Raw genomic sequence first — 19,003 nt, forward strand, 5'->3', positions numbered from 1 at the left:
GCTTCTTCGCTTCCGCCCCGATCCCGCCGCCTACGCCGTGAATCCGTCCTTCCGTTTCTTCCGTCGTCCGCCGGTCCTGCCCGGTTTCGTACCGAGCTTCGGCTTTTCGGTGCTGTTCCTCAGCCTGGTCATCCTGGTGCCCTTGTCGGCCCTGCTGCTGTACGTCGGCGACATGACCTGGGCGCAGTACTGGCGGGCGATCTCCGATCCCCGCGTGGTGCAGAGCTACAAGATCACGGTGTCGGGGGCGTTCTACTCGACCGTCATCGTCACCGGCGTGGGCTTCGTGCTGGCCTGGATCGTGTCCCGCTACGATTTTCCCGGCCGGCGGCTGATCGATGCGCTGGTCGACCTGCCGTTCGCGCTGCCCACGGCGGTGGCCGGCATCACGCTGTCGGCCCTGTTCGTGCCCACCGGCTGGCTCGGGCGCTGGTTCGAGCCCCTGGGCATCAAGATCTCGTACGCCTACCCCGGGCTGGTGGTGGCCATGATCTTCACCAGCCTGCCGTTCATCGTGCGCTCGCTCCAGCCCGTGCTGGAAGACCTCGAGCCCGAATTCGAGGAGGCCGCGTCCACGCTGGGCGCCACGCGCTGGCAGACCTTCTGGCGCGTGCTGCTGCCCAGCCTGGTGCCGGCGCTGATCTCCGGCGCTTCGCAGGCCTTCATCCGCAGCCTGGGCGAATTCGGCGCGGTCATCATGATCGCCGGCAACATCCCGTTCCAGACCGAGATCACGTCGCTGATGATCTTCGTGCGCCTGCAGGAGTTCGACTATCCCGCCGCCGCCGCCATCGCCTCGGTAGTGCTGATCGCCTCGCTGCTGCTGCTGTTCCTGCTGCAAGTCGTCCAGGGACGACTGCTACGCCGATGATGAGCCCACCCCCTACGCGCTTCGCGCGCCCCCTCAAGGGGGCGACGCTGGCGGACCGGCGGAGCCGGATCCGCGGCGTCCTGGGTCGGGCGGGGCCTTCTGGCCTTATGGATAACTGACACGACTGCCCATGACCAACAAACGGCCCACTCTCGTCCATCAATGGTTGCTAATCGCGCTGGGCATCGTGCTGACGGTGCTGATCCTGGTCGTGCCGCTGGCGCTGATCTTCTCGCAGGCGCTGTCGGGCGGCTGGAGCCTGCTGGCCCAGAACCTGGATGAAGACTTCATGAAGCACGCGATCGGCCTGACCGTGCTGACCACGCTGGCGACGGTGCCGATCAACCTGGTGTTCGGCATCCTGCTGGCCTGGTGCGTGACCCACTACGATTTCTTCGGCCGGCGGCTGCTGACCACCCTGGTCGACATCCCCTACGCGACCTCGCCCGTGGTGGCGGGCCTGTGCTATCTGGTCGTCTACGGGCTGGAAAGCACGCTGGGCAAGTGGCTGTACAGCCATGACATCCAGCTGATGTTCGCCTGGCCCGGCATCATCATGGTGACGGTGTTCGTGACCTCGCCCTACGTGGCCCGCATCCTGATCCCGCTGATGCAGGCCCAGGGCGCCGACGAGGAAATCGCGGCGCTGTCGCTGGGCGCCTCCGGCTGGCAGATCTTCCGGCGCGTGACCTTGCCCAACATCAAGTGGGCGCTGCTCTACGGCATCGTCATTACCAATGCCCGGGCGGTGGGCGAGTTCGGCGCGGTGTCGGTGGTGTCCGGCACCATCATGAACCAGACCCTGACGCTGCCTTTGCTGGTCGAACAGCTCAACAACGACTACAAGACCGCCGCCGCCTTCACGGCCGCGGCGCTGCTGGCCTGCATGGCCATGCTGACGCTGCTGCTCAAGACCATCATGGAGTGGCGCCAGAAGCGGCGCGACGACACGCCGGCGCATTTCTCGCCCGAGGCGATGACCAAGCGCTGAAAACCGTCCGGGTCAGGCCGGCCGGTCCGGCCCTCGCAGCAGCACCAGCACCACGCCCGAGCCGCCGTCGTTGGCCCGGGCCTCGACGAAGGCCAGCACTTCTTCCTTCTGCACGAGCCAGCGCCGCACCTTTTCCTTCAGGATAGGCGTGCGGTTCTTCGATCCCAGTCCCTTGCCGTGGATGATGCGCACGCAGCGCATCTCCTGCCGCACGCAGGCGCGCAGGAATTCCCCCAGCGCCTCGCGGGCCTCTTCCACCCGGTGGCCGTGCAGGTCGAGCTGGGCCTGCACCGTCCACTGGCCGCGCCGCAGCTTGCGCACGATGTCCTGTCCCAGGCCGGTGCGACGGTAGGACAGCGTGTCGTCGGTATCGATCAGCCAGTCGGCGCCATAGTCGTCGGAAATGGATTCCCGCAGCACCTCGGATTCGTCTTCCCAGCGCTTGTAGGGCAGGGGAGCAGGCGCGACCGGCGAGGGATCGATCCTGCCCGTGTCCTTCAGCGGCACCACCCCGCCCACCAGCGCCCGAAACTCGACCGCCGCCCGCCGGGCTTCCTCCGCCCGCTGCCGCGCTTCCCGCTCAGCCGCTTCTGCCGCCAGCCGCTGCTCCTGCAACTCCCGTTGCAACACCTTTAGACTGGACAGGCCCCCCCCTACGCGCTTCGCGCGCCCCCCAGGGGGCGATGCGGGTGGACCGGCGGAGCCGGATCCACCGCATCCTGGGTCTGTGTCGATCTTCTTGGTACGAGACACCACTTGTCTGCCTTGATCCAGGGCGCCGCGGATCCGGCTTTGCCGGTCCGCCAGTGCCGCCCCCTTGAGGGGGCGCCCAAAGGGCGTAGGGGGTGGGCTTCTCTTGGGGCTACACCATTTCGCCGTCCAGCCAGCGCTGGGCGTCCAGCGCCGCCATGCAGCCCGTGCCGGCGCTGGTGATGGCCTGGCGATACACGTGGTCCTGCACGTCGCCGGCGGCGAACACGCCGGGGACCGAGGTCATCGTGGCCAGCCCGTTCAGGCCGCTGCGCGTGATGATGTAGTCGTCCTTCATCTCCACCTGGCCCTTGAAGATGCCGGTATTGGGCTGGTGGCCGATGGCGATGAAGACCCCGGTGACGGCGATGTCCTCGGTCTGGCCGGTCTGGTTGTTGCGCAGCCGCGCCCCGGTTACGCCCGAGTCGTCGCCCAGCACTTCCTGCAGCTCGTTGAAGAGTTTCAGGATCACGCGTCCTTCCTGGACCTTCTCGTTGAGCTTGTCCACCATGATGGGTTCGGCGCGGAACTTGTCGCGGCGATGGATCAGGGTGACGGTGCGGCAGATGTTGGCCAGGTACAGCGCTTCTTCCACGGCCGTGTTGCCGCCGCCGACCACGGCGACGTCCTGGTTCTTGTAGAAGAACCCGTCGCAGGTCGCGCAGCCCGAGACGCCGCGGCCCTTGTAGTTTTCTTCCGATGGCAGGCCCAGGTACTTGGCCGAGGCGCCAGTGGCGATGATCAGCGCGTCGCAGGTGTAGGTGCCCGAGTCTCCGACCAGCTTGAACGGCCGCTGGTCCAGGTGCGCGGTATGGATGTGGTCGAAGACGATGTCGGTATTGAAACGCTCGGCATGCTGCTGGAAGCGCTGCATCAGCTCCGGTCCCTGCACGCCGTTGACGTCGGCGGGCCAGTTGTCCACCTCGGTCGTCGTCATCAACTGGCCGCCCTGCTCGACGCCGGTGATCAGCATGGGCGACAGGTTGGCCCGGGCGGCGTAGACGGCGGCGGTATACCCGGCCGGCCCCGACCCGAGGACGAGGACTTTGGCGTGTTTGTCTTGGCTCATGATCTCAACAATTTCCTGGCGTCGTGCGCCCGATTTGCAACCGTCATCATAGGTGATCCCGCCCCGTCGCGTTTTCAACCCTGGAGCCTGCCGGGGGGCGGGAGAACGGAATTGTATATTTCTATGGCTGCGATAGCCCCGGGGGAGCTTGACCGGGCGCCGCCCACTTATAATCAGCCCATGGCACGTACCGCTACCGCGGGAAATACCCGCAATTCGCAGAACACCGGCAATTCGTCCGGTGCCTTGCCCGGCCGCCTGTCCCGCCTGTTCCGCGAGGCGCGCTGGATCCTGTTCGCCGCCCTGGCCGTCTATCTGACCCTGGTGCTGGCCACCTACAACTCGGGCGACCCGGGGTGGTCGCATGCCGTGCAGATCGACCACGTCCACAACAGCGGGGGCCGTTTCGGCGCCTGGCTGGCGGACCTCATCCTGTTCCTGATCGGCGCCTCGGCCTGGTGGTTCGTGGTGCTGTTGTTGCAGCGCGTCTACGCCAGCTACCTGCGCCTGGCCCACCAGTTCCTGCGCGGCGGCTCCGACGCCGACGTGCCCCAGCGGGTGCGCTGGGAGCAGGGCCTGGGCTTTTGCGCCCTGATGATCGGTTCGGTCGGCCTCGAGGCGCTGCGCCTGCGGTCCTTCGGCGAATCCCTGCCGCACGGCAGCGGCGGCATGATAGGCGAGAGCATCGCCAAGTACGCCTCGTCCTCGTTCGGCTACACCGGCGCGACCCTGCTGCTGCTGGTCCTGTTCGCCATCGGCGCCAGCCTGTTCTTCGGTTTTTCGTGGCTGGTGGTGGCCGAGAAGATCGGTTCCTGGCTGGAGCTGGGGCTGCGCGGGGCCAGGAATTCCTGGCAGGCCCGCGAGGACCGCAAGGTGGGCGAGGTGGCCGTGCAGGCCCGCGCCGAGGTCGTGGTGGCCAAGCAGGAAAAGCTGGTCCACGAGCAACCCGTGCGCATCGAGCCGGCGGTTACGGTCGTCCCCAAGTCCGAGCGGGTCGAGAAGGAAAAGCAGCAGGCCTTGTTCGCCGAGATCACCGACAGCCAGTTGCCGCCCCTCAGCCTGCTCGATCCGCCGCCGCCGACCCAGGAAACCGTCTCCACCGAGACCCTGGAGTTCACCTCGCGCCTGATCGAGAAGAAGCTGGCCGATTTCGGCGTCCAGGTCTCCGTGGTCACCGCCCAGCCCGGGCCGGTCATCACCCGCTACGAGATCGAGCCCGCGGTGGGCGTCAAGGGCAGCCAGATCGTCAACCTGGCCAAGGACCTGGCGCGGGCGCTGAGCCTGGTCAGCATCCGGGTGGTCGAGACCATACCCGGCAAGAACCTGATGGGCCTGGAGCTGCCCAACCTGCGGCGCCAGACCGTCAAGCTGTCCGAGATCCTGGGCTCGCAGACCTACCACGGCAGCTCGTCGGTGCTGACCATGGCGCTGGGCAAGGACATCGCCGGCAAGCCGGTGGTGGCCGACCTGGCCAAGATGCCCCACCTGCTGGTGGCGGGCACGACCGGGTCGGGCAAGTCGGTGGGGATCAACGCCATGATCCTGTCGTTGCTGTACAAGGCCGATCCCAGCCAGGTGCGCCTGATCCTGATCGATCCGAAGATGCTCGAAATGAGCGTCTACGAGGGCATCCCGCACCTTCTGGCGCCGGTCGTGACCGACATGCGCCAGGCCGCCAACGCGCTGAACTGGTGCGTGGCCGAGATGGACAAGCGCTACCGGCTGATGAGCAAGATGGGCGTGCGCAACCTGGCCGGCTACAACACCAAGATCCACGACGCCATCAAGCGCGAGGAACCCATCCCCAACCCGTTCTCGCTCACGCCCGATTCGCCCGAGCCGCTCCAGCCGCTGCCCATGGTGGTGGTGGTGATCGACGAGCTGGCCGACCTGATGATGGTGGTGGGCAAGAAGATCGAGGAACTGATCGCCCGCCTGGCGCAGAAGGCCCGCGCCGCCGGCATCCACCTGATCCTGGCCACCCAGCGGCCCAGCGTGGACGTGATCACCGGCCTGATCAAGGCCAACATCCCGACCCGGATCTCGTTCCAGGTCTCGTCCAAGGTCGATTCGCGCACCATCCTCGACCAGATGGGCGCGGAAGCCCTGCTGGGCCAGGGCGACATGCTGTACATGCCGCCGGGCTCGGGCCTGCCCACCCGCGTCCACGGCGCCTTCGTCACCGACGACGAAGTGCATCGGGTGGTCGAGCAGTTGAAGGCGCAGGGCGAGCCCAACTACGAGGAAGGCATCCTGGAAGGCTCCATCGAGGGCGAGACCGGCGATGGCTTGAGCAGCGTGACCGGCATGGGCGACGCGGAGTCCGACCCCATGTACGACCAGGCCGTGGAAGTGGTGCTCAAGCACCGCCGCGCCTCGATATCGCTGGTGCAGCGCCACCTGCGCATCGGTTACAACCGTGCCGCCCGCTTACTCGAACAGATGGAGCGTTCGGGTATGGTTTCCGCCATGCAGTCCAACGGCAACCGGGAAATCCTCGCCCCCGCCAGCCAGGACGAATGACCGGTCCTGCCGCGCTGCGCTACGGAGAGTCCCCTATGACGTTCGTTTCCAAGACCACCGCCTTCCTGGCCCGCGCCGCCGCCGGCGCCGGGCTGGCCGCGGCCCTGGCCCTGCCGGGCGCCGCGCTGGCGGGCGCCATCGACCAGTTGCACGCCTTCGCCAGCAACACCCAGTCCGCGCGCGGCAGTTTCTCGCAAGTCACGCGCGGGGCGTCGGGGCAGGCGGCGCCGGCTCAGTCCGGCAGCTTCTCGTTCCAGCGCCCCGGGCGCTTTCGCTGGGAAGTGGCCAAGCCCTACGAACAACTGATTGTCTCGGATGGCAAGCAGTTGTATCAGTACGACCCCGACCTGAGCCAGGTCACCGTGCGGGACGTGGGGCAGGCCATCGGGTCCTCGCCGGCGCAGATCCTGTTCGGATCGGGATCGCTGGAGCAATCCTTCAACGTGGCCGAGCAGCCCGAGCGCGACGGCCTGCAGTGGCTGCGGGCCACGCCCAAGACGCCGGACGCCGGTTTCTCGCGCGTGGACATCGCCTTCAAGGACGGCCTGCCGGCCCGCCTGGAACTGCTGGACGCCTTCGGCCAGACCACGGCCATCACCTTCAGCGGCATCGCCCGCAATCCGCAGCTGCCGCAGGACAGCTTCCGCTTCACGGCGCCCGCCGGCGTGGACGTCGTGCGCATGGGCGGACAGGCGCCGGCCGGCGGCCGCTGATCCACGTCTTTCCACCCATGTCCGATCTGTTTCCCGACGACACGCCCGCGGCCGCCAAGGTGCCCGACGCCGCCGCGCCGCTGGCCGAGCGGCTGCGGCCGCGCACGCTGGACGAGGTCGTCGGGCAGAGCCATCTGCTGGGCCCGGGCAAGCCGCTGCGCGTAGCCTTCCAGTCGGGGCGGCCGCATTCGATGATCTTCTGGGGGCCGCCGGGCGTGGGCAAGACCACGCTGGCGCGCCTGATGGCCAACTCCTTCGATGCCCAGTTCATCGCCATCTCGGCCGTGCTGGGCGGGGTCAAGGACATCCGCGACGCGGTGGTGGCCGCCCAGGCGGCGCAATTGAAGGGGCGCCGCACCATCCTCTTCGTCGATGAAGTGCACCGCTTCAACAAGGCCCAGCAGGACGCCTTCCTGCCCTATGTGGAAAGCGGCCTGTTCACCTTCATCGGCGCCACCACCGAGAACCCGTCCTTCGAGGTCAACTCGGCCCTGTTGTCGCGGGCGCGGGTCTACGTGCTGCAATCGCTCAGCGCCGACGAACTGCGGCAACTGATCGCCAAGGCCATCGCCATGCTGGGCGACATCGAGTTCGACGAGGCCTCGCAGGAGCAACTGGCGGCCTGGGCCGACGGCGATGCCCGCCGCGTCATCAACGCGGTCGAGGTGGTGGCCGATTCGGCGCGCGGGGCGGGGCGCACGCAGGTCGACGCCGAATGGCTGGAGACCGCGCTGTCGCAGAACCTGCGCCGCTTCGACAAGGGCGGCGACGCCTTCTACGACCAGATCAGCGCCCTGCACAAGGCCGTGCGCGGCTCGGATCCGGATGCGTCCTTGTACTGGTTCTGCCGCATGCTGGATGGGGGCGCGGATCCGCGCTATCTCTCGCGCCGCATCATCCGCATGGCGGTCGAGGACATCGGCCTGGCCGACCCGCGCGCGCTGGACATCGCCACGGCGGGCGCCGACGTGTACGAACGCCTGGGGTCGCCCGAGGGCGAACTGGCGCTGGCCCAGGCCGTGGTCTACCTGGCCTGCGCCGCCAAGTCCAACGCCGTCTACAACGCCTACAACATGGCCAGGCGCTTCGCCGCCGACAACGGCAGCGCGCCCGTGCCCATGCACCTGCGCAACGCGCCCACCAAGCTGCTCAAGCAACTGGGGCACGGCAAGCAGTACCGCTACGCGCACGACGAACCGCACGCCTACGCGGCCGGCGTCGATTACTTCCCGGACGGCCTGCGCGCGAAGTTCTACCAGCCCACCGACCGCGGGCTGGAAGCCAAGATCGGCCAGAAGCTCGCCTTCCTGCGCGAGCTCGACAAGGAAGCGAAGAAGGGTTAGGCGGCCGCGCCGCCGCAGGCGAAATGCGGCCGTAGCGATGGCGGCATCCCCCGCACCCGGCGCCGGTACTCCGACGGCGTCCAGCCCGTGTTGCTTTTCATGAAGCGCGTGAAGTGGGGCGGGGCGCTGAAGCCCAGATCGTAGGTGATCTCGAAGATGCTCTTCGCTTCGCCGGCCAGCAGCGCGAAGGCGGCGTCCAGGCGCCGCATGTTGTAGTAGGCCCGGGGCGTCATCCGCGTCGCCCGCCGGAACAGGGTGTAGAAGTAGCGCTCGGACACGCCATAGGCGCCCGCGCCGCGCCGGAACGCGGCGAAATCTTCCAGGTCGCGCAACTGGCCGGCGCGGGCATCGCGGCCCACGCGTTCCTCCAGGCTGTTGGCCTGGGCTGACGTGTCGGGGGCGGGGTGGGGCGTCCGGTTTTCCAGCGAACGGACCACGGCCGCCTGGTACAGGGTTCGGACGCCCTGCGACACCGCCCGGGGGTCCGGGCCGGCGCGGAACAGTTCCGCCACCAGTTGCATGGCGTCGGCGCGCAGCGGGCCGGGCAGGGTGATCATGTCGACCGGATCGTCGTCCCCGGCATGGCCGACGGGCCCGGCGCTGTCGTTCAACAGCGGCGAGGCCTTGATCAGGATGGATCCGACCTGTCCCGGATGCCGCGCGCGTCCCGGCGCGGGCGGGATGGCATAGGTCTGCCGGGGATGGATGACCAGCGCGCGGAACTGGTCCAGGCGGTGCAGGCCGCCGTTCAGGCGGACCGGCAGCGGTTCCTGGTGCATGTTCACCAATACCTGCACGCAGTCGCGGGCGTGGTCCGCCAGCTCGACGCCCGACGCCATGACCGAGACCCGGCCGTAGTCCCCGCCGCAATAGCAAAGGTGGGGCGACTCGTGGGCGTCAGTTGGGATCGACAATATTCTTCTCCTTCGCCACCTTCGACCACAGGGCCTTCTCGGTCTGCACGACGTGTTCGAGGCTGGTCCGCCGCGTGTCCGGGACTTCGGCGCCCCACGAGGCGACGAGCTTGCGCACGTCGTCGTTGCCCGCCGCGGCGGTGATCTGCGAGGACAGCGCATCCAGTATATCGGCGGGCAGGCCGGCCGGGCCGAACAGCGCGATCCAGGAAGAGATGGCGGGCACGCCGCGCAGCTTCTTCTCGGTCAGCGTCGGTACCGCCGGCAGCTCCGGGCTGCGCGCCGCGGTGCTGACCGCCAGCGCGTCCAGCTTGCCGATCTTGATCTGCGGCAGCGCCGTCACCAGCGAAATGATGGCGATGTCCACGTCGCCCGCCAGCAGGGCCTGCAACTGGCGCGCGCCCGAGGCGTAGGGAATGTGGACCATGTCGATGCCGGCCGAGGTCTTGATCATCTCGCCCAGGAAGTGCATGCCCGAGCCCACGCCGGGCGACGCGTAGTTGAGTTTCTTCCGGCTGTTGCGGGCGCTTTCCAGGAACTTGTCGAAATCGGCGTAGGCGCCCGCGCGCGAGACGATGACGTACGGCGTGGCGACCAGTTGCGCGATGGGCTGCAGGTCGACTCCCGGATCGACGTTGCCCGGGCGCAGCGCCCACGAGGTCGTGACCGAGGTGCCCGTGGCCAGCAGCGTGTAGCCGTCGTGGGCGGCGTTCTTCACGTGCCGGGCCGCCACTTCGCCGCCCGCGCCCTGCTGGATCTCGACCACGACGGGCTGTTTCAAGCGTTCCGACAACTCCTTGGCGAACAGGCGCGTGGAGTTGGCGGGAAAGCCGTCGCTCCAGGCCATCACCACCTTGATGGGGCGGTTGGGGTAGGGCTGGGCGGTGGCCGGCTGGGGCAGCCATAGCGCAAGCAGGGCGGCGGCCACCCAGGCGTGAGGGCGGGTCTGGAGAAGGCGGAGCGGCACCACTTGTCGTTGTCTCCTGGAGATTGGTCGGGCGGGGGCCGTATGGGGCGGTTTCATTCTAGGAGCGGCCGCCGCGGCGGGCTTACCCTGGACTGAACAGGTGGGCAGCATTTACCCCCATTCGTGTCCGGTCCCGCTGTTCAGCGGGCGGTAACGCCCCGGGCCGGGCGCTCGCCAACAATGCTCGGGCCGTTTCCAACAACATGCCAATGACTTTTCCAACTATGGATATGACTCACGTATCGGTTCGCGGCGGACACGCATTCGAGCCGGCCTTCGTGCAGGCCGAGGACCTGCTGGCCCGCCCGAACGACGACAGGCTGTTCGTCGATGTCCGCCTGGGCGACCCGGAGATCGAATACCGCGCGTACCGCGACGGCCACATCTTCGGTGCCGTCCATGGCCAGATCCGCGATGCATTCGCGGCGGAACCCACCCCGGCAAGCGGCAACCTGCCGCTGCCCGGCCTTGGGCAACTGGCCGACACCCTGAGGAACTGGGGCGTCGGCCGGGACACCGAGATCGTCGTCTACGGCCCGACCCCGGCGCTGGCCGCCCGCGGCTGGTGGGTACTGCGCTGGGCCGGACTCGCCAGGGTGTTCCTGCTCGATGGCGGACTGAAGGCCTGGATCGCCGCCGGCGGCGCGCTGGCGCGCGGCGACGAACCCCATCGGCGCCGGTTGCCCGAAGTCCTGTCCCTGGCCGGAGGACATCTGCCGCAGATCGAGGTGGACGAGGTCGAGCGGCTGCCGGACGGCGCCGTGCTGGTCGATGCGCGGGACGAGGCATCCTACCTGGCCGGGCATATTCCCGGCGCCCGGCATCTGGCCGCCTCCGAGTTCTGGACCCCATCGGGCCGGCTGCGGCCCGCCGGCGAACGGGCCCGCCTGCTGGCGCAGGCCGGCCTCGAGCCCGGCGACGAGGCCGTGGTGTACTGCGGCGGCGGCGTCCTGTCCGCCCTGGTCGCCATGGCCATGGCCGACGCCGGCATCCGGCCCCGGCTGTACGTCGGATCGTGGTCCGAGTGGAACAAGGACCCGGAACGCATGCGCCGCAGCGCGGTGGGAGAGCGGGCATGAACGGGGCAACGGTCCAGGTCGACGTCGCCATCTGCGGCGGCGGCCCCGTCGGCCTCGCGCTGGCCTATCTGCTGGGCCGGGAAGGGCTGCGCGTCGCGCTGTTCGAGAAACGCCCCAGCACCACCGTGCTGCCCAAGGGCCAGTACGTCCATGCCTCCACCGCCGAGCTCTACCGGCAATGGGGCGTCTGGGAACTGCTGGAAGGCAAGGGGTGGTCCATTCCCCGCTCCAACGGCCAGGGCTTCTACGTGCGCATCGCCCAGGGCCCGGTGGCCGACGTCCGCTCCTCGCTGGGCACCGACGCGGAATACGAACACAAGTGGGCGCAGCTCGCGCCCGTCTATCCGCGCAAGGTCCCGGCCTCCGACTACGAGGCCGCGCTGCGCCACCAGGCGGCCGCCTGGCAAAGCGTCGCGCTGCACTTCGGCACCCAGGTGGTGGACGTCGAGGACCTGGGCCGCGGCGTGCGGCTGTCGGTGAAGGAACTCGAATCGGGCCTGCTGCGCGAGGTCGGCGCGCGCTATCTCGTGGCCTGCGACGGCGCCCGCAGCTTCGTGCGCAACCGCATCGGCCGGGGCGAGGACCATGGGCCCACCTTCGGCAACCAGGTGCTGGCCGAGTTTCGCGCCGACCTGGACGATACCCTGGGGCGCGACGGCTACTTCCATTCCTTCGTGCTGGATCCGCGCTATGCCGGCTGGTTCGGCAGCAAGCACCCGGATACCGGGCTGTGGCGCTACAGCTTTCGCCACGACGAGGATCCGCTGCCCGATACAGAAGCCCTGCTCGAACGGATACGCGGCGCGCTGGGCATGCCCGAGCTGCCCGTCGAGATCGTCCGCGTCTACCGCTTCGACTACACCACGGGCCTGCTGCGCAAGTGGCGCGAAGGCAATGTCCTGTTCGCGGGCGACGCGGCCCATTGGCATTCGCCCTGGGGCGGCTTCGGCGCCAACACCGGCGTGCAGGACGCCAACAACCTTGCCTGGAAGCTGGGCCTGGTGCTGCGCGGCGCCGCGCCCGACACGCTGCTCGACACCTACGAGGTCGAGCGCAAGGGCAAGGCCCTGCTTACCGTCAAGGCGGCCACCTACAACTCGCTCAACTTCCAGGCCATCGCGGCGGCCATCGCCGTGGGCGAGCCCGGCGTCAGCCTGCACGGGACCTTCAGCCCGCAAGCCGTCGCCTTCCTGCGCGAATGCGTCGCGCCGCACGGCGACAACAGCGTGCTGCATACCGGCTTCCAGCTCGGCACGGTCTACGATTCCGCCGCCGTGATCCGCGACGGCGACCAGCCGCCGCGCGCCACCCTGGAGCACTACGAGGAAAGCACCGTGCCCGGCGTGCGCGCCCCCCACGTCTGGCTGTACGACTCCGCCGGCCGGCGGCTGTCCACCGTCGACCTGTGGGGCACCGCCTTCTCGCTGGTCGTGCAGCGCGATGTCCAGGCCTGGACCCAGGCCGCCCGCGCCGTGGGCCGGGAATTGGGCGTGGCCCTGCGCGTCGTGCATATCGGCCCCGAGGGCCACTACCGGGCCGACGAACCCAAGTTCGGCCGGCTGTATCCGGTGGCGGACGGCGGCGCCGTGCTGGTGCGGCCCGACGGATTCGTCGCGCGCCGCCTGCCGGCGCAGGCCGGGGGCGCCGCCGGGCCGGCGCTGCGCGACACCCTCCGGCGCCTGCTGACCCTGGAGCCGGACACCCGGGCGGCAGCAAGCCTGCCCGGACAAGAGGCCCCCGTGGGGTGAAGGCCGGCCGGGGAGGCTAAAATCGGAATACCCCGGCCGGGCCGCCTCGCGCGCCGCCCGCCGGGGCGACCTTTTTTCCTCCTCCCAACACGGCTTTTTCCCATGCTCGATATCGCTCTGCTGCGCAAAGACACCCAGGCGGTGGCCGCCCGGCTCAAGGACCGGGGCTACACGCTAGACCTCGACGGCTTCAACTCGCTCGAGTCGCGGCGCAAGTCGGTGCAGACGGAGACCGAAACCCTGCAGGCCCGCCGCAACGCGCTGGCCAAGCAGATCGGCATGCTCAAGGCCAAGGGCGAGGATGCCTCCGCCGTGCTGGCCGAATCCCAGGCCATCCCGGCCCGCCTGAAGGCGCTCGAGGAAGACCTGGCCGGCATCCAGCGCGACCTGCAGGACATGCTGCTGGCCGTGCCCAACCTGCCGCACGCCAGCGTCCCCAACGGCGCCTCCAGCGACGACAACGTCGAGGTGCGCCGCTGGAGCCGCGACGGCAACGACCCCGCGCCGCTGCCCTTCGAGGCCAGGGACCACGTCGCCCTGGGCGAACCGCTGGGCCTGGACTTCGAGACCGCCGTCAAACTGTCCGGCTCGCGCTTCACCCTGATGCGCGGCCCCATCGCCCGCCTGCACCGCGCCCTGGCGCAGTTCATGCTGGACGTCCAGACCGGCGAGCACGGCTACACCGAGTGCTACACGCCCTACATCGTCAACACCGCCACCCTGATCGGCACCGGCCAGCTGCCCAAGTTCAAGGACGACATGTTCTGGGTCACCAAGGGCGGCGAATCGGTCGACGAGAACGGCAACGCCGTGCCGCGCGAAGACCTCTACCTGATCTCCACCTCCGAGATCACCCTGACCAACACCGTGCGCGGCGAGATCGTCAACGCCGAATCGCTGCCCATCAAGCTGACCGCCCACACCCCGTGCTTCCGCTCCGAGGCGGGCAGCGCCGGCCGCGACACCCGCGGCATGATCCGCCAGCACCAGTTCGACAAGGTCGAGATGGTGCAGATCGTCCATCCCGAACGCTCCTACGACGCGCTCGAGGATATGGTCGGCCACGCCGAAGCCGTGCTGCGCAAGCTCGGCCTGCCGTACCGCGTCGTCCTGCTCTGCACCGGCGACATGGGCTTCGGCGCCGCCAAGACCTACGACCTGGAAGTCTGGCTGCCGGCCCAGGGCGCGTATCGCGAGATTTCTTCCGTGTCCAACTGTGAAGCGTTCCAGGCCCGCCGCCTGCAGGCGCGCTTCCGCAACGCCCAGGGCAAGCCCGAACTGCTGCATACGCTCAACGGTTCCGGACTGGCCGTGGGACGGGCGCTGGTCGCGGTTTTGGAGAACTACCAGCAGGCCGACGGCAGCATCGTCGTGCCCGAGGCCCTGCGGCCCTACATGGGCGGGGTGGAGCGACTCACTCCGTAACATTCCTTGCCCGCTTTCTCCTCCGGGGTGCGTTAGGGTTGAAAAACCTACATCCCGGAGGAGCCAGCCATGTTGAAGTGGGCACTGATCTTTTTCGTGGTCTCGATCATCGCCGCGCTGTTCGGATTCACCGGCATCGCCGCCGGCGCGGCCGCCATCGCCAAGTTCCTGTTCTTCCTGTTCCTGATCCTGTTCGTGATCTTCCTGGTGCTGGGGCTCACGGTGTACAAGAAAATCACGGATTAGCGGCGGCAAGACACAGCGCGAATTTCTGTGCTATATTTGCGGGCTGTTGTCTGGTTCCCGGCCACGGGCCAGGCAAGCACTGAAAGGTGCACGGAGAGGTGGCAGAGTGGTCGAATGTACCTGACTCGAAATCAGGCGTACGGTAACCCCGTACCGTGGGTTCGAATCCCACCCTCTCCGCCAGTCAAATCAATGACTTACGTCATTCCTGAAAGGTCGCTTCGGCGGCCTTTTTTGTTGGGGTGGTGGGGGATTTTTTGACTAGATCAGGGCGCCAGCGAGTCGTAGGCCCGAACCGTCGCGACGTGCCTCGCCCGGCAGTCCGCATACAGTCCCACCAGTCCTACCGCCCAGGCCTGCCAGGCGTCGTAGTCGTCGGCGTCAGGGTACGGGACCGGCGGGCACGGCTCGGCCAGACGGCTGTCCAGCGGCGGGCGCGCTGCCGGCCTCGTTGGCAGCATCAACGGCGGCTCGGAGGTTGCGCACCCGGAAATCATCAGGGCGGCAATCAACAGGCAGAGGTTTCGGGGCATTCTTGATCTCCCTGGCCAGCGCATCGATGCGCGGCGCGAGAATGGCCTGCTGGGCCTGGTAGCCGTCGGCGGCGGCCCGGATGTTTCGGATCATGGTTTCCAGGTCGCTCAGGGCGGCGGCGGATTCCTTGGCCTGCTGCCGAGATACGTCGGCTTGCTGCCGCGCCAGATCCCGCTCCAGGGCTGCAATCTGCGGCTGGGCCACGGCGAACCACACCAGCACGCCGCCGAGGGCCGTAGCGGTCCCGTATCGCAGCCAGGCGGGGATCATGCGACGCCCTGGAGGCATAGCACCCTCTCGTCCGCCCGCCGATTCGTCAGCCCCGGCAGCGGCACGAGCACGCCAGCCACCCGCGCCTTGTTCCAGCGCGGGAGCTGATTGCAGGCAGCGGCCAGGTCGCCGGCCCGGAGCATGCGCGCCGCGGTGGACTGTCCTGGGTTGCACGCGATGGTGGGCCCGAGGTTGTAGACCGCATCGGAGAACGCGGCCAGGACCTCGACCGGCAGGCCGGGCACGCATCGCTCCACCTGGTCCACCGCCGCCAGCATCTCCGACGTCAGCAGCCCCCGGCATTCGGCCGTGCCCTTGTAGTCGCCCATCTGCACGCCACGCGTGTAGCCGAAGCAGATGGTCGGGATACCCACCGGATCGCGGTAGGCCCAATTACGCAGGCCCTCGGCGGGGGCGGCGATAGCGACTGCCAGGGCGGCCGCTGCGGCACGAGTCTGGGCCGGCGTCATGATGCCTCACGCTGGCGCGCCGCCTTGAACTTCTTCCAGGCCCATTCCCCGATCAGGATCATCGAGTAGACGAATGCTGCGAACGACGCAGCTTCGGCCCAGGACGTGACGCCGATGGCGGCCCACAGGCTGATGGCCTTAGCCACCGGCCACGAAACTTCTGTCTTATCCATTTTCGCTATATCCCGCGAGTCAGAGTGCCGGCAGCGGATTGGGCGTCAGCATCGTGTCCTGCCACGTCAGCGCCTCGGCGCGCTGCATGTTCTCAACGCTGTAGTCGCCGACGATGACGTCTCCGGGTGAAGAGGCCGACTCGAACTCGCATCGTGCGCAGGCCAGTCGTCCAGGCAGGGGGAGCTTGATGCGGCTGTGGCCGACCATGCTGCATGCGATGGTCTTCTGCACCACTTCGGGATGGCCCTCGATACGGCGCTCGACGTCCTGCTGTTCTATCTGTTCCATCGCGTCCTCACGGGAATTGCAGGCCGACACCCACCAGGCGCCAGCGGTCGACGTCGCTGGCGTACTGGAATGTCGCGCCCGAGTAGTTGGTGGACGACACGCCGATCGTGATGCCGCCGCCGGGGATGATGGCCGTGGATCCCTCGATGATCTGGGTTGAGAACGAACCGCCCGCGGCGCAGCCGACAATGAGCACGGCGCCGTCGGGAGCGCGCGAGCCGGGGAAAATGCCCTGGACGGCGCCCAGCGTGCAGCCGGTGCGGTTCGCGCCCGCGGCATTGAGGGTCATCGTCGTGACCTTCTCCTCCAGCGTGATCGGGATGACGTAGCCATTGGCATTGGGCGCTACGACCTGGCGGCCGTAGTCCTGGCTCACCAGCACGTTCGCGTTGTTGCGAATCTCGGTGGACGGGTCGGGCACGACCTCGGCGCCATCGCGCACCACCAGCGGCGAAGCGACCTCGGACATCGTCGCCGGCGCGACATAGGATTTCGATGCGTCCAGCCGGAGAGTGCCGCCCAGGGCAGTGATGGTTTTGGACCAGCCGCAGGACGACAGGCGCATGTCCGTGCCGCGGCCCACGATGTTCCCGGTGATATCGGCGTAGACACCGCTGATGACGCCGCCCGGGTCGACGTTGATGTCGCCCGACACCAGCACCCGGGCCGACGTCTTGCCGGTCAGACTGAGGCGCCCGCCGGCGCCGACCAGGCTATTGCCCGTCAGGCGCCCTCCCACGGCGATATCGCAGTCGCCAGAGACGAGCGCCTTACCCAGCGTACCCACACCGCCCGGGCGTGCAACCGAGGCGCCGCTGCCGGCGTACACCACCAGGTCATAGCCCGTCGCGCCAGCCAGCGTGCTGTTGATGATCTCGGCAAAGCCGCCGGATTCGCAGACAACTCCCAGCGCCGCAGCCGCCCCCGCGGCCGAATTGACATTGACGCCCTGGAGGAAGAAATAGGCATTGCGGTTAGCGGTCACCAGGGCCTGCGTGATGCCGCTGGCCGCTGGCCGAATTTCCAAGTCCTGCACCCCGATTTCCCGGGTGGCGCCGTAGATGCCATAGGGATAGCCGGCGACCGGGTTGGTTTCCAGAATGGCGCTGGATTCGCCCTTGAACACCACCATCCCCCTGACATTGCCGCCGCTCGAGTCCGTGCGCGGTGAGATGTTTTTGCCCTGCGTATAGAGGATGGCCGGTCGCGGCATTGAAGCGGCTGCGCGGCTCGAGGTGTTGCAGACGCCTCCCATCTGCACAATGGTCTGCTGGTGATTGATATTCAGCGGCAGGCTATCGAACGCGCGCTGCAGCGTCTTGAACGGGTACGAGCGCGACAGACCGTGATTATCGGTGTCGCTGCCATTGACCGGGTCGACGTACACCGTCGCGGGACCATGGGTCTCGTTCGAGTCGACATACACCGTCTGGCTGTCCACGCCGTCGATGATTTTCCAGGCGCCGGGGCCTGTATGGGGAATGTTCAAGCGGGGAAAATTTCCCGTCACCTCGTAGGTGCCTGCGGGATAGTCCACTGCGTCAGGCATTCCCGCATAGAGGGCATCCAGCGCCGCGGTATTGTCGAATCCCGCCTCGGGTTTGCCGCCTTTGTCCTGCGGCTGAGGAGACTGGCTCAGAAAATAGGATTTTGCGTCCCGCGTCACGGATCCCGGGCCGGGCCGCTGGAGCCCTACCAAGTTGCCGCCATCCGGGCCGGCAAGATCGGTTTTGAATTGGCCGAACTCCACCGAAGAGGTAATCCCCGACACGCCATCCATCGACCAGATCAGCGCATCGTTTCGATCCTTCAGGACGAAGGTGTAGAGCTGATCCGGTAGGAGGAAAACGGTAGCCTCCCCACGCGCATCCAGGATTACCGGGTTGGTGTTCGGCTGCGTGCCGGCCTGATCGGTGTACGTGACCGCCGGTGTGGTTGTGCCATTCTGGTACGTGTACAGCCGGCCGCCGATCAGCGGGCGCCCGTTGTCGTCCTGGGCCTGGAATAGGCCATCGGTGAAGTTGACTGCGGCCATGAATGCCTCAAAAATAGAAAGCCCCGCACTGGGCGGGGCAACCGATGAAATCGAGATGTAGGGCGCTTACCACCAGCGGATGGCCTTCAAAATGGCTGCTGCTGCGAACATGTATGCCGCGCCGACGCCCGCGTAGTAGGCAATCCGGGTCGCGCGGTGCTTGACAAAAAGCTCCATCGCTTTCACCGTTTCCTTGGTAATATTCACGAAGGTTCTTCTCCCTTCCTGCGCAAGGGGGTGGAAACAAGAAAGCCCCGGCTGTTGGTCGCAGCGCGGGGCTTTCGTCTCTGTGCCGCTATGCGGCTATTTATTCAGGCTTCGGGCGCAGAATTTTGCGAGTTGGGGCCGCGCCAAGAAGGATTGATCGTGTTCGATGATGATCACCTGCCGACGCCGACAACCGAGCGGATTGAGCAAAAGCTGTACGCCATGCACGAGACACTTCGCAGCATCGAGGTTAATCTTCGGTGGATCTTCTATGGGGTGGCTATCCTGGTCGCGGCGGTTATCAAACACGAGTGGTTCTGATGAACGAAGAGCAGTTGTGGCGGGTCGTTATCGGCGGCGTGCTGATCGGCTTTCTGCCGTACGCA

At 67.6% G+C, this 19,003-nt stretch carries 20 protein-coding genes and 1 tRNA gene; 11 read left to right on the forward strand and 10 right to left on the reverse strand.

Features of this window, described 5'->3' with window-relative positions:
* Positions 1-37: 37 nt before the first annotated feature.
* A complete protein-coding gene (gene cysT, locus N5K27_RS22280; protein ID WP_087839846.1) occupies positions 38-871 on the forward strand; it encodes a sulfate ABC transporter permease subunit CysT in 834 nt (277 codons plus the stop codon).
* A 130-nt stretch (positions 872-1,001) separates the two neighbouring features.
* A complete protein-coding gene (gene cysW / locus N5K27_RS22285; RefSeq protein WP_087839845.1) occupies positions 1,002-1,862 on the forward strand; it encodes a sulfate ABC transporter permease subunit CysW in 861 nt (286 codons plus the stop codon).
* A gap of 12 nt (positions 1,863-1,874) precedes the next feature.
* Here cysW and N5K27_RS22290 read toward each other — a convergent pair whose 3' ends face one another.
* Both N5K27_RS22290 and trxB read right to left on the reverse strand, forming a co-directional pair.
* On the reverse strand, positions 1,875-2,492 hold the full coding sequence (locus N5K27_RS22290) for a Smr/MutS family protein (RefSeq protein WP_279818932.1): 618 nt from the start codon (positions 2,490-2,492) through the stop codon (positions 1,875-1,877).
* A gap of 232 nt (positions 2,493-2,724) precedes the next feature.
* Positions 2,725-3,681: a thioredoxin-disulfide reductase gene (gene trxB, locus N5K27_RS22295; protein WP_279818934.1), complete on the reverse strand. Its 957-nt coding sequence runs from the start codon at positions 3,679-3,681 to the stop codon at positions 2,725-2,727.
* Positions 3,682-3,861: 180 nt separating this feature from the next.
* Here trxB and N5K27_RS22300 point away from each other — a divergent pair, with 180 nt between their 5' ends.
* The 3 genes from N5K27_RS22300 to N5K27_RS22310 are packed head-to-tail and all read left to right on the forward strand — an operon-like array spanning position 3,862 to position 8,260.
* A complete protein-coding gene (locus N5K27_RS22300; RefSeq protein ID WP_087839843.1) occupies positions 3,862-6,204 on the forward strand; it encodes a DNA translocase FtsK in 2,343 nt (780 codons plus the stop codon).
* Between the two features lie 35 nt (positions 6,205-6,239).
* Positions 6,240-6,917 carry an outer membrane lipoprotein chaperone LolA gene (gene lolA, locus N5K27_RS22305; protein WP_087839842.1) on the forward strand — a complete coding sequence of 226 codons (678 nt, stop codon included), beginning with the start codon at positions 6,240-6,242 and terminating at the stop codon, positions 6,915-6,917.
* A 17-nt stretch (positions 6,918-6,934) separates the two neighbouring features.
* Complete coding sequence (locus N5K27_RS22310; RefSeq protein WP_087839841.1) at positions 6,935-8,260, forward strand: replication-associated recombination protein A; 1,326 nt, start codon at positions 6,935-6,937, stop codon at positions 8,258-8,260.
* Here the strand turns inward: N5K27_RS22310 and N5K27_RS22315 are convergent.
* Together N5K27_RS22315 and N5K27_RS22320 are read right to left on the reverse strand one after the other, a co-directional pair.
* Complete coding sequence (locus tag N5K27_RS22315; protein WP_279818941.1) at positions 8,257-9,174, reverse strand: helix-turn-helix transcriptional regulator; 918 nt, start codon at positions 9,172-9,174, stop codon at positions 8,257-8,259. The genes N5K27_RS22310 and N5K27_RS22315 overlap by 4 nt on opposite strands.
* The gene (locus N5K27_RS22320) at positions 9,158-10,141 is read right to left on the reverse strand and encodes a tripartite tricarboxylate transporter substrate binding protein (protein WP_165963065.1); all 984 of its coding nucleotides are present in this window, start codon (positions 10,139-10,141) and stop codon (positions 9,158-9,160) included. Before N5K27_RS22320 ends, N5K27_RS22315 begins: the two co-directional genes overlap by 17 nt.
* Positions 10,142-10,365: 224 nt before the next feature.
* On the opposite strand from N5K27_RS22320, the gene N5K27_RS22325 reads away from it, so the two are divergent.
* The 5 genes from N5K27_RS22325 (at position 10,366) to N5K27_RS22345 (ending at position 14,822) form a co-directional block, all read left to right on the forward strand.
* On the forward strand, positions 10,366-11,220 hold the full coding sequence (locus tag N5K27_RS22325; protein ID WP_176400781.1) for a rhodanese-like domain-containing protein: 855 nt from the start codon (positions 10,366-10,368) through the stop codon (positions 11,218-11,220).
* Entirely contained in the window at positions 11,217-12,968 is a 1,752-nt protein-coding gene (locus N5K27_RS22330) for an FAD-dependent oxidoreductase (RefSeq protein WP_279818945.1), read from the forward strand. Before N5K27_RS22325 ends, N5K27_RS22330 begins: the two co-directional genes overlap by 4 nt.
* Positions 12,969-13,070: 102 nt before the next feature.
* Complete coding sequence (gene serS, locus N5K27_RS22335; RefSeq protein ID WP_279818948.1) at positions 13,071-14,393, forward strand: serine--tRNA ligase; 1,323 nt, start codon at positions 13,071-13,073, stop codon at positions 14,391-14,393.
* A 69-nt stretch (positions 14,394-14,462) separates the two neighbouring features.
* On the forward strand, positions 14,463-14,639 hold the full coding sequence (locus N5K27_RS22340) for a DUF1328 family protein (protein ID WP_124688512.1): 177 nt from the start codon (positions 14,463-14,465) through the stop codon (positions 14,637-14,639).
* 92 nt (positions 14,640-14,731) lie between these two features.
* Positions 14,732-14,822 (forward strand) — tRNA-Ser (locus N5K27_RS22345).
* A 198-nt stretch (positions 14,823-15,020) separates the two neighbouring features.
* On the opposite strand, the gene N5K27_RS22350 is transcribed toward N5K27_RS22345, so the two are convergent.
* The 6 genes from N5K27_RS22350 to N5K27_RS22375 all read right to left on the reverse strand — a co-directional run bounded on the left by N5K27_RS22350 (position 15,021) and on the right by N5K27_RS22375 (position 18,617).
* The gene (locus tag N5K27_RS22350) at positions 15,021-15,443 is read right to left on the reverse strand and encodes a hypothetical protein (RefSeq protein ID WP_279818952.1); all 423 of its coding nucleotides are present in this window, start codon (positions 15,441-15,443) and stop codon (positions 15,021-15,023) included.
* The gene (locus N5K27_RS22355; RefSeq protein ID WP_279818955.1) at positions 15,440-15,817 is read right to left on the reverse strand and encodes a glycoside hydrolase family protein; all 378 of its coding nucleotides are present in this window, start codon (positions 15,815-15,817) and stop codon (positions 15,440-15,442) included. Before N5K27_RS22355 ends, N5K27_RS22350 begins: the two co-directional genes overlap by 4 nt.
* A 92-nt stretch (positions 15,818-15,909) precedes the next feature.
* A complete protein-coding gene (locus N5K27_RS22360; protein ID WP_279818958.1) occupies positions 15,910-16,086 on the reverse strand; it encodes a hypothetical protein in 177 nt (58 codons plus the stop codon).
* 19 nt (positions 16,087-16,105) lie between these two features.
* Entirely contained in the window at positions 16,106-16,375 is a 270-nt protein-coding gene (locus tag N5K27_RS22365; RefSeq protein ID WP_279818961.1) for a hypothetical protein, read from the reverse strand.
* 7 nt (positions 16,376-16,382) lie between these two features.
* A complete protein-coding gene (locus N5K27_RS22370; protein ID WP_279818964.1) occupies positions 16,383-18,410 on the reverse strand; it encodes a hypothetical protein in 2,028 nt (675 codons plus the stop codon).
* Between the two features lie 66 nt (positions 18,411-18,476).
* Positions 18,477-18,617, reverse strand: coding sequence for a hypothetical protein (locus N5K27_RS22375; protein WP_279818966.1), 141 nt, complete (start codon positions 18,615-18,617; stop codon positions 18,477-18,479).
* A 159-nt stretch (positions 18,618-18,776) separates the two neighbouring features.
* On the opposite strand from N5K27_RS22375, the gene N5K27_RS22380 reads away from it, so the two are divergent.
* Positions 18,777-18,938 carry a hypothetical protein gene (locus N5K27_RS22380; RefSeq protein WP_279818969.1) on the forward strand — a complete coding sequence of 54 codons (162 nt, stop codon included), beginning with the start codon at positions 18,777-18,779 and terminating at the stop codon, positions 18,936-18,938.
* Positions 18,939-19,003 lie beyond the last annotated feature (65 nt).

The organism is Pigmentiphaga sp. GD03639, assembly GCF_029845405.1.
GTDB classification, from domain to species: domain Bacteria; phylum Pseudomonadota; class Gammaproteobacteria; order Burkholderiales; family Burkholderiaceae_B; genus Pigmentiphaga; species Pigmentiphaga daeguensis.